At 62.2% G+C, this 9001-nt stretch carries 10 protein-coding genes and 1 pseudogene; 6 read left to right on the top strand and 5 right to left on the bottom strand.

Going from position 1 to position 9001, the window contains the following annotated elements; genetic code table 11:
* Positions 1–308 precede the first annotated feature (308 nt).
* The 5 genes from ABXR19_RS14215 (at position 309) to ABXR19_RS14195 (ending at position 5443) form a co-directional block, all read left to right on the top strand.
* A complete protein-coding gene (locus ABXR19_RS14215; RefSeq protein ID WP_354601796.1) occupies positions 309–1814 on the top strand; it encodes a glycoside hydrolase family 5 protein in 1506 nt (501 codons plus the stop codon).
* Positions 1815–1954: 140 nt separating this feature from the next.
* Positions 1955–2377: a DUF4395 family protein gene (locus ABXR19_RS14210; protein ID WP_354601795.1), complete on the top strand. Its 423-nt coding sequence runs from the start codon at positions 1955–1957 to the stop codon at positions 2375–2377.
* A 404-nt stretch (positions 2378–2781) separates the two neighbouring features.
* The gene (locus ABXR19_RS14205) at positions 2782–3870 is read left to right on the top strand and encodes an ATP-binding protein (RefSeq protein WP_354601794.1); all 1089 of its coding nucleotides are present in this window, start codon (positions 2782–2784) and stop codon (positions 3868–3870) included.
* Positions 3867–4961: a DUF748 domain-containing protein gene (locus ABXR19_RS14200; protein ID WP_354601793.1), complete on the top strand. Its 1095-nt coding sequence runs from the start codon at positions 3867–3869 to the stop codon at positions 4959–4961. The genes ABXR19_RS14205 and ABXR19_RS14200 overlap by 4 nt, the downstream gene beginning before the upstream one ends.
* A gap of 182 nt (positions 4962–5143) precedes the next feature.
* The gene (locus ABXR19_RS14195) at positions 5144–5443 is read left to right on the top strand and encodes a hypothetical protein (protein WP_354601792.1); all 300 of its coding nucleotides are present in this window, start codon (positions 5144–5146) and stop codon (positions 5441–5443) included.
* Positions 5444–5530: 87 nt separating this feature from the next.
* Here ABXR19_RS14195 and ABXR19_RS14190 read toward each other — a convergent pair whose 3' ends face one another.
* From ABXR19_RS14190 to ABXR19_RS14170, 5 genes and pseudogenes are all read right to left on the bottom strand, one after another.
* Positions 5531–5971 (bottom strand): YqaA family protein, encoded by a 441-nt coding sequence (locus ABXR19_RS14190; RefSeq protein ID WP_435594330.1) that lies wholly within the window; start codon positions 5969–5971, stop codon positions 5531–5533.
* A 28-nt stretch (positions 5972–5999) separates the two neighbouring features.
* Positions 6000–6481, bottom strand: a pseudogene (locus ABXR19_RS14185) (aminoacyl-tRNA deacylase).
* Between the two features lie 25 nt (positions 6482–6506).
* Positions 6507–6791: a hypothetical protein gene (locus ABXR19_RS14180; protein WP_354601791.1), complete on the bottom strand. Its 285-nt coding sequence runs from the start codon at positions 6789–6791 to the stop codon at positions 6507–6509.
* A 65-nt stretch (positions 6792–6856) separates the two neighbouring features.
* Positions 6857–7207, bottom strand: a complete 351-nt coding sequence (locus ABXR19_RS14175) for an FKBP-type peptidyl-prolyl cis-trans isomerase (protein WP_354601790.1) — start codon at positions 7205–7207, stop codon at positions 6857–6859.
* 76 nt (positions 7208–7283) lie between these two features.
* Entirely contained in the window at positions 7284–7745 is a 462-nt protein-coding gene (locus ABXR19_RS14170; RefSeq protein WP_354601789.1) for a MarR family winged helix-turn-helix transcriptional regulator, read from the bottom strand.
* Between the two features lie 62 nt (positions 7746–7807).
* On the opposite strand from ABXR19_RS14170, the gene ABXR19_RS14165 reads away from it, so the two are divergent.
* Positions 7808–8992, top strand: a complete 1185-nt coding sequence (locus ABXR19_RS14165) for an aminotransferase-like domain-containing protein (protein WP_354601788.1) — start codon at positions 7808–7810, stop codon at positions 8990–8992.
* Positions 8993–9001 lie beyond the last annotated feature (9 nt).

Here is a 9001-nt window from a genome sequence, read left to right as displayed (position 1 = left end):
AGTGCTGAGTGCTGAGTGCTGAGTGCTGAGTGCTGAGTGCTGAGTGCTGAGTGCTGAGTGCTGAGTGCTGAGTGCGTCGCCAGTGTGTCCCGGGAGCCGCGCCAGTCAAGCCTCTTCGGTGCCCTTTCCCGAAGATCATTGCTGGGTGCGACTCTGCAAGCATGCCTACTCAGCACTCAATCCTCATTGCTCAGCACTCTGCCGAAGGCAGCCGCTCAGTCCTCTGCCGCAGGCAGCCGCCGCAGGCGGTTAAGACCAAGCCGTTGATCCTGTGATGTTTCCCATCCCGGCAGAAGCTCCGGATAATCATGACGCTCGCACAAACCAAGTGCACGGCGATCAATAAGAACATCAATCAGGGGACTCACATGAACCACACACTACGCGGCCTGCTGCTGGCGGGCAGCGTCCTGCTTTCCTCCGTGGCCCACGCGGCCACCGCCTTCGACGTCACCAGCAAGATGATGCCGGGCTGGAATCTGGGCAATTCGCTGGACGCCTTCGGCGGCGAAACCAACTGGGGCAACCCGGCCACTACCAAAACGATGATCGACAAGGTCAAGAGCGCGGGTTTCAAAACTTTACGCGTGCCGGTCACCTGGGATGATTTCACTACCGGCAGCAGCTACACGATTGCCACCAGCCGCATGAATCGCGTCGAGGAAGTTGTCAACTACGGTCTGGCCAACGGCCTGTATGTGATCGTAAACGTGCATCACACCAACGGCTGGATCGCGCCGACCTACGCCAACGAAGCTGCCGCCAAGGCCCGCCTGACCGCGCTCTGGCAACAGATCGCCACGCGCTTCAAGGCTTACGACAATCACGTGATTTTTGAAGTCATGAACGAGCCACGTTCGGGCGATGACTGGTGGGGCAATGACGAACTGTCGACGGTGGTGAACAACCTGAATGCGGCAACGCTCAGCACCATCCGCGCCACCGGCGGCAACAACGCCAGCCGTCTGGTGATGCTGCCGGGCTACGTGGCCGGCCCGCACGACCAGCAACTCGACAAGGTGAAGCTGCCTGCCGACAGCATGGTCGCCCTCTCGGTGCACGCCTACTTCCCCTTCGACTTTGCAATGGAAGCCGCGGGCACCACCCAATTCACCAACACCGCCAACCTCGACGACCTGTTCAACCGGCTGAACAGCAAATTCGTCGCCAAGGGCATCGCAGTGGTGATGGGCGAATGGGGTTCCAGCAACAAGAGCAACCATGCAGAACGCGTCAAGCACGCCGAGTACTACACCAAGGCCGCCGCCAAGGTGAAGATCCCGGTGATTGTGTGGGACAACAACGCCTACAACCCCGGCGCCGAAGCCTTCGGCCTGCTTAACCGCAGCACGCTGACCTGGACTTATCCGGAAATCGTCACGGCCATCATGAAGGGCGCCGCATCGGCCAGCAGCAGCTCTTCATCCAGCTCATCGTCGAGTTCGTCGTCGAGCTCCAGCTCCTCCAGCTCAAGCTCGTCCAGCTCTTCGTCGTCCAGTTCATCGTCTTCGAGTTCTTCATCGTCGAGCAGCTCCTCCAGCTCGTCCTCCAGCTCCTCGTCGAGCTCTTCATCCTCCGGCGGCAGCGCAGCGCCCGCGCTGAAGGGCACCGGCGACTATCCCAGCGGCTTTGCCAAGTGCGCCCTCGAAGGCGCCACTTGCGTCGTGCCCAAGGGCAGCGGCTGGGTCGCGTTCGGCCGCAAAGGCAAGTGGGTCGCCAAGAACGTCGGCGCAGGCAAGAGCATCGCCTGCACGGTCGCCGCCTTCGGCAGCAATCCGGCCGGAAACCCGAACAAGTGTTCGTATCAGAAATAAATCGCGCGCCTGCTCGATCATGAACGGGTCAGCCCCTCGGGGCTGGCCCGTTTTTTATGTTGCGCCAACAAAACAGAATTGACTATATCACCATATAGTTATACATTGCGCACATCCCAATCCAGTTCAGGAGTTCTTCAGTGCTGCGCTTCGACATCCCCCCCGTCTGGTCCAATGCCGCCCGCCTCGATGGTCTCGCCACCTTCGTGATCTGCGCCGCCGCGCTGCTCGGCTTCCCGTATCTGGTGCCGCTGCTGATCGTACAAGGACTGGTGCGTGGCTTCTTCGGCCACTACCGCTGCCCCTCGCATCGTCTGTATACGGTGCTCCTGCAGAAGTTCGGGGCGGCAGGCAAGAAGGAAAACGCCGGCGCCAAGATGTTCGCCAACAAGCTGCTCCTCATCGCCAGCTCGGTGGCCACCGCCCTGTATCTGACCGGCAGCAGCATGTGGATCGTGCCAGTATCGGCGCTGTTGGCGTTCTCCTTCCTCGAAGCTGTCGTGTCCTTCTGCGCGGCGTGCTGGGCTTACAGCCTGTGGTATCAGCTGCGCGGGCAGAACTGATGCCGCCTGCGGCTGAGTGCTGAGTGCTGAGTGCGCAAGCAGTGCGTCCCGAAAGCCGCACCTGTCAAGCCTCTTCAGCACCCCTGCCTGAAGAGGCTTAGCAGGCAAGGCTCTGCAAGCATGCCTGCAGGAGCTAGCGCAGCTGGCGATCCACGCTGGCAAATCGCCAGCTGCGCCAGCTCCTACGTCACCCTCCCGAAAAACCGCGCCCACATTACCTCTACAAAACCACCACTGCCCGAAGACCCAACACCGGCGAGGCTCTGCAAGCATGCCAACTCAGCACTCAATCCTCATTGCTCGGCACTCCGCCGCAGGCGGATATACGCTCATCGCTTCACGCTGGATTTTGCTTGCTCGCGTAATTATGATTACTCGACATAATTCACCATAAAGGCGAGGCGATGGCCGCTCAGGATTACTGGCATTACCCGCGCACCGCGCTCGCCGACTCGGTGCTGATGGCCTTCGACAGCGGCCTGTCGCACGCGCTGACCATGTTCGCACCACGGCGCATGGGCAAGACCGAATTCCTCCTCAAGGACATCGCGCCGCGCGCCGAGGAACACGGCTGGCGCGTTTTCTATCACTCCTTCATGACCGATGGCGACGAGGCTGGCGAGGTCTTCCGCCTGTCGCTGGCCGAGTTTGCCGCCGGGCGCATGAAGAGCTGGCTCAAGCCGCTGACCGCGCGCGTCTCGGCCGATCTGCTCGGTGTGAAGGCGGAACTGGGCACGCAAGCCACGGCCCCGGCGCATTCGCTGACCGAAGTCGTCCAGGCCCTGACCAGCTCCGGCAAAACCATCCTGCTGCTGGATGAAGCGCAAATCCTGACCCGGCTGGCGCGCAACGAGGAGCTGCTCGGCGGCCTGCGCACCGGGCTGGACATCAACAAGGATCAGCTCAAGGTGCTGTTCACCGGATCGTCGCGCGAAGGCCTGCGGCGCATGTTCTCCGAGGCGCGCGCGCCCTTCTTCCATTTCGGCACCAACATCGAACTACCCACGCTGGATCGCGGCTTCTGCGCGCATCTGGCGGCGGCTTACCGGCGCTCCACCGGCCGCCCGCTGGATGAATGGCGCTTATGGGAAGAATTCGAAGCCATGGGCCACGTACCCGGCCGCCTGCGCGCGGTGGTCGAGGCGATGGTGCTGAATGCCGATCTCACGCTGGCCGAAGCCGTCGCGCTGAAAGTGCATGACGTGCATGACGAAGTGCAGTACGCCAAGATCCTCAAAGCCCTGCCACTGCTCGACCGACTCGTGCTGCAAGCCGTGCTGGAAGGCGCGCCGCTGTTTGCCGAAGACACCCGCACGCGCATGGCCGCCACGCTTGGCAGCGCCGTTCCCGGCACGACCGCCGTGCAGTCGGCCACCGAACGCCTGCTGCGCGACGAGATCATCACCCGCCGCGAACGCGGACAATATGAAATTTCCGACCCCGGTCTGGGTCAATGGCTGAAGGCCCTCACATCCTCACAGGAAACACCATGAAATCCAGCAAACTCCGCCTCGCTCTGTTGGTCGGCCTGCCCTTGCTGGCGGTCTTGCTGTTCGCCGGCTATTTCGCCGCCCTGCATCTGCTCAAGGGCCAGATCGTCGCCGCACTGGGAAAGACCGGTGAGGTCCAGGATATCCGCGTCAGCCTCGCCCACATCGAAATCGAGGGGCTACGCATCAAGGCCAGCCACGCCGGCTGGCCGGGCGCCGATGAATTGCGCGCCAAGCGCGTGCGGGTGACACCGGATCTGCGCAGCCTGCTCTCCGACACCATCGTGGTCAGCTCGATCACAGTCGAAGATGCTGCGCTGAGCGTGCTGCGCACGCGCGAAGGCATGAAAATCCTGCCCGCCCTGCTCGATGCGCAGGGCAAAGCCCCGACGAAAAAAGGCGGAGAGAAACCGGCCAAAGCCGCTGGCCCGAAAATCCGCATCGGTAGCTTCAAACTCACCCGTAGCCGCGTCGATTTTTACGACACCACGGTCGCGGCCAGAGCGCTGCACATCCCGCTGGATCAGATCGAACTCACGCTCGACGATCTGCTCCTGCCCGCCATGAATGAAAAGGCCCAGCTTCAGCTGCAGGCCCGCGTCGCCGGGCAAGGCACATTGGCGCTGAATGGCGATCTGGTGCCGGCCAACATGGATTCGGACCTGAAGCTGAAACTTGCCGGCGTGCCGCTCAAACTTGTCGAACCCTATCTCTTCAAGGGCAAGGCCGGCGAAATCAAGTCCGGCACGCTGGCGCTGGACCTGCACTCGATCGTGGTCAAACGCCAGCTCAAGGCGCCGGGCCACATGCTGCTGAGCCAGCTCGAAATCGGCGGCCTCACCGGGTTTGCGCGTGAAGCGATGGCAGCCTTTGCCCGTAGCAAAGGCGTAGATGCCGACACCCGTCGCCCGGTGGATATGGACTTCACCCTGCAGGGCAATCTGGATGACAGCCGCTTCTCGCTCAACGAAGCCATCTACGCCCAGGGTGGGTTGGCAGCCCTGAAGCTGATCGGTATTGGCGGCTCGTCCAGCAGCAGTGACAAGCCGGGCAGCGGGCTGGGCGATGCACTCAAGGGTTTGTTCGGCAAGTAGGTGGTACGAATACCGTCCGCCGACGACGAGAGGTTTTAGCGCGCCCATCCGCGGGATATGCCCTAGAATTTTGCCCCGACAGAACAAGAGACGCAGCAGCCTGGCGTCCCTGAAGCGGCAAGGCCTGCAACACGCCCCTCCGCTTGTAGCCAGCAACACAATTCGCGTGAATGGAGGCAGGTATGAAAGATTTTTTCAGAACCATGTTCGGAATCCGCAAAAAGCGCGCGGGGCTTCGCGCCAGCGGCGCGCCGCAGGCGGGGGCAAGCATTGTCCGGAATGGCATCAAGATCACCCTGACGCAGGCGTGTGATCGGGATCTGTGGGACTGGCTGCTGCTCTCCGGCTGGCGGGTCAATCCGGTGAGCAATGATCGCCGCCACTACGCCAGCCCGCCCGAGACCGCCGTGATGCAACTGCTGAACGCCCGCACGGAAGAACGTACAGAAGCGCACGCCCGGGTGCTGCGCTCGGCACGCTGACACGCGGACTGGAGAGCCGCGCACAGCGGACTTCTTCAGGCAGGCATGCCGCAGAAGCAAGCGGATGGCGGCTCTCCGGGCGTCGCCTCAGCCGAACCAATTCAGCGTGATTACCGCCAGCAGCAGATAGCGCAAGAACTTGGCAATGCAAACGATGCCAAGAAATGAATGGAAGGGCTCGCGCAAAACCCCGGCGACCAGCGTGAGCGGATCGCCAATGACGGGAGCCCAGCTCAGCAGCAAGGACCACCGCCCGTAGCGGTGATACCAGCCACAGGCCTTCTCCAGCATTGCGGGCTTGACCGGAAACCAGCGCCGATCCCGAAAACGCTCGATGTAACGCCCCAACCACCAGTTAATCGCCGAGCCCAGCACATTGCCGACGGTGGCCACCGCAATCAACGCCCACACGGGCTGATTACCCGCCAGCAACAGCGCGCCGAGCAGCAGTTCGGACTGCGCCGGAAACAGGCTTGCCGCCAGCAACGCGGCCAGAAACAGGCTGAGGTAAGTCGTCAGATCCAGCATGCCGACGCAATCGGCCGCAAAAGCACCATCAAGCCATCGCCTCCACCAGCACCGGCTTGAGAATATCCACCAGCAACTGCGGTGCAATGCCGATCAGATAGCCGCGCTTGCCGCCGTTGATGTAAATCTGCTGCAATTCCAGAATACTCTGCTGCACATACACCGGCATGGCGCGTTTGCAGCCAAAGGGACTGGTGCCACCGACCATGTAGCCGGAATGCCGGTTGCCCACCTCCGCCGCGCAGGGCGCGATGGTTTTCACGCCAATGTGCCGCGCCAGATTCTTGGTCGAGACTTCACGATCACCGTGCATCAGCACGATCATCGGGCGCCGCGCCTCATCCTCCATGATCAGGGTCTTGAGACGGCATGTTCATCCACACCCAGCTCGCGACTGCTGACCGCCGTGCCGCCCTTCTCCTCGTAATCGTAGAGATGATCGGTGAAGGCAGCCTTGTGATCGCGCAGCACGCGGATCGCGGCGGTGACGGGGGCTTTGCTGTCTTTCATGGCATACAAACCCAGGCCGGGCAGATCACTTCATCAAGCTCGAAAATTGATAAACCACAGCGGCTACAACGATCACAAGTGCAGGGTATAAAAGGCGCCCAACCTTGCGTTGAGCTTGAACTGACACGCGCTGCAGCTGAACCGACTCATCAGCGAGTGCCCGCGCCCGCGCCATCTGTGATTCAGCCAGAGCCAATTGCTGACGTCCAAGCTCAATTGCCTCACTCTGCAGCGCAATCGATTTCACCTGATTCCGCAACATCTCTCGTAACAAACTAGCGAGGTCGTCCGGCGAAGTCTGCTGATTCATAAACACCTCTCTTTAAAGCTAGCCCCAAATAAAACAAGGGGCTCAACGCGCCCCTTGTTTCTTGCTCACTGAATATCCAGCAGCTCGACTTCGAACACCAGCGTGGCGTTCGGCGGAATCACGCCGCCGGCGCCTTGTGCGCCGTAGCCCAGTTGCGACGGGATGGTCAGCTTGCGCGTGCCACCAACTTTCATGCCTTGCACGCCTTCATCCCAGCCGGCGATGACGCGGCGGCCACCGAGCGGGAAGCTGAAGGGGTCGTTGCGATCCTTGCTGGAGTCGAATTTCTCGCCATTGCTCAGCAGCCAGCCGGTGTAATGCACGGAAACGTATTGACCAGCCTTGGCTTCGGCGCCTTCGCCGACAACGCTGTCTTCATAGATCAGGCCGGAGGCCGTGGTGATTGCTTCGCTCATGGGAGCTCCTTGTTTGTAGGTGGTTGCAGAAATCTTGTCGCCGGCAGCGCCGGGGCCCGGAATGATATAACCGATTTCATTCCGGTTCATGCTCGTCCGGCGTGCCGGCCAGCTCCTGCATCACTTGCCGCCAGGCCAACTCGGCGGCCGCGCCCTGCCCGGCAAACACGCGCGCCAGCAGCTCGCGCTGGGTTTGCGACAGACGCGCTTCGAGTTCAGCACCCTCAGCCGTCAACGACAGGCAGCGCGCGCGGCCATCACTGGCATCGGCCTCGACGAGCACCAGGCCGACTTCGACCAGCTGCTTGAGCGGCGCGTGCAGCGCCTGCTTGCTGACGCCCAGGGTGGCGAGCAGATCACTGACGCGCTGGCCGGGGCGGCGCGCCACGAAATACAGGATGCGGTGGTGCAGGCGCGCCAGCCCGCGCTCGGCCAGGATCTCGTCGGGACGGGCGGTGAAAGCGCGGAAAGCGTAGAAGAACAGCTCGATGGCTTCGAACAGTTCGGCATCGCGGGCAGTGGTTTTTTGGTCAAGCATATTGACTTTTATAGTTTCCTCGCCGATATTGGTCAACATACATGACCAATATGGAGTTTGCGGTGAATCTTCCTGATCTGCAACTGGCGCGCCGTACCGGACGCCTGAAGTCTTCGCTGGTGCGCGACATTCTCGCCGCCACAGCACGGCCCGGCATGATTTCGTTTGCCGGCGGCCTGCCCGCCGCCGACCTGATGCCCGCGCTGCCGCTAGCGGCCACGGCCGATCCGGCACTCTACCAGTACGGTTGCAGCGAAGGCGAACCGGCCTTTCGCGCAGCGGTTGCAGCGTGGATCGGCGAGGCCGGCTTGCAGGTCAGCAGCGATCAAGTTCTGGCGCTGGCCGGTTCGCAGCAAGGTCTGGATTTCGCCGCCAAGCTGCTGATCGACGAAGGCACGCCCATCCTGTGCGAAGGCCCGACCTACGTCGCCGCGCTGCAGGTTTTCGAGCTTTTTGGTGCCGCTATCGTCTGCGCCCCGCTCAATTCCAACGGCCCGGATCTGGCGGCCTTCGAACAATTGCTCGAAACCCAACGCCCGCGCGCCGCCTACCTGATTCCGTGTTTCCAGAATCCCGGTGGCGCCTGTTACAGCCCAGCCGCGCGCGTCGCCATCGCCGAACTACTGGATCGCTACAACGTACTCCTGATCGAGGACGAGCCCTATCGCAGCGTGGCGCTGGATGTGGACCATCCGATGACGCCGATCTGTTCCTTGCTCAAGCGCGCGCCGTGGATCTATCTGGGCTCCTTCTCCAAGATCCTGTGGCCGGGCTGGCGCATGGGTTTTCTGGCCGCCCATCCGGCCCTGATGCCGCATCTGGTGCGCCTCAAGCAAAGCGCCGACCTGCACACCCAGCGCCCCGGGCAAGCGGCCGTCGCGCACTGGCTCGGCAGCGGCACACGCGCGGCTGATCTGACGCGTCTGCGTGAAGGCTATCGCCTGCGTCGCAACGCCATGCAAGCGGCACTGCAACGCCATTTCGGTGCGATTGCGGACTGGGAAATGCCGCGTGGCGGGCTGTTTTTCTGGCTGAAGCTGCGCGGAGATCTGCTTGCCACCCGCGCCGTGCTCGACCATGCGCTGGAACAGGGCGTGGCCTTCATGCCCGGCGAAGCCTTTTTCCCCCATCCCGCCGACGGCCGGCAATACCTGCGCCTGAACTACAGCCGCGCCACGCCTGAAGAAATGGAACGCGGGCTGGCGACGCTGGCGGCCTGCATCGAAGCTGAACTGACAGAAGCCTGACGATAACGG

Source organism: Uliginosibacterium flavum, assembly GCF_040566545.1.
In the GTDB taxonomy this organism is placed as follows: domain Bacteria; phylum Pseudomonadota; class Gammaproteobacteria; order Burkholderiales; family Rhodocyclaceae; genus Uliginosibacterium; species Uliginosibacterium flavum.
This window is presented reverse-complemented; position numbering and strand designations above follow the sequence as displayed.

Bases quoted from the DNA above. Each gene is read 5' to 3' on its own strand.
- ABXR19_RS14170 (WP_354601789.1), bottom strand. From the start codon at position 7,745: ATGCTTGACCAAAAAACCACTGCCCGCGATGCCGAACTGTTCGAAGCC.
- ABXR19_RS14200 (WP_354601793.1), top strand. From the start codon at position 3,867: ATGAAATCCAGCAAACTCCGCCTCGCTCTGTTGGTCGGCCTGCCCTTG.
- ABXR19_RS14190 (WP_435594330.1), bottom strand. From the start codon at position 5,971: ATGCTGGATCTGACGACTTACCTCAGCCTGTTTCTGGCCGCGTTGCTG.
- ABXR19_RS14195 (WP_354601792.1), top strand. From the start codon at position 5,144: ATGAAAGATTTTTTCAGAACCATGTTCGGAATCCGCAAAAAGCGCGCG.
- ABXR19_RS14180 (WP_354601791.1), bottom strand. From the start codon at position 6,791: ATGAATCAGCAGACTTCGCCGGACGACCTCGCTAGTTTGTTACGAGAG.
- ABXR19_RS14215 (WP_354601796.1), top strand. From the start codon at position 309: ATGACGCTCGCACAAACCAAGTGCACGGCGATCAATAAGAACATCAAT.
- ABXR19_RS14205 (WP_354601794.1), top strand. From the start codon at position 2,782: ATGGCCGCTCAGGATTACTGGCATTACCCGCGCACCGCGCTCGCCGAC.
- ABXR19_RS14175 (WP_354601790.1), bottom strand. From the start codon at position 7,207: ATGAGCGAAGCAATCACCACGGCCTCCGGCCTGATCTATGAAGACAGC.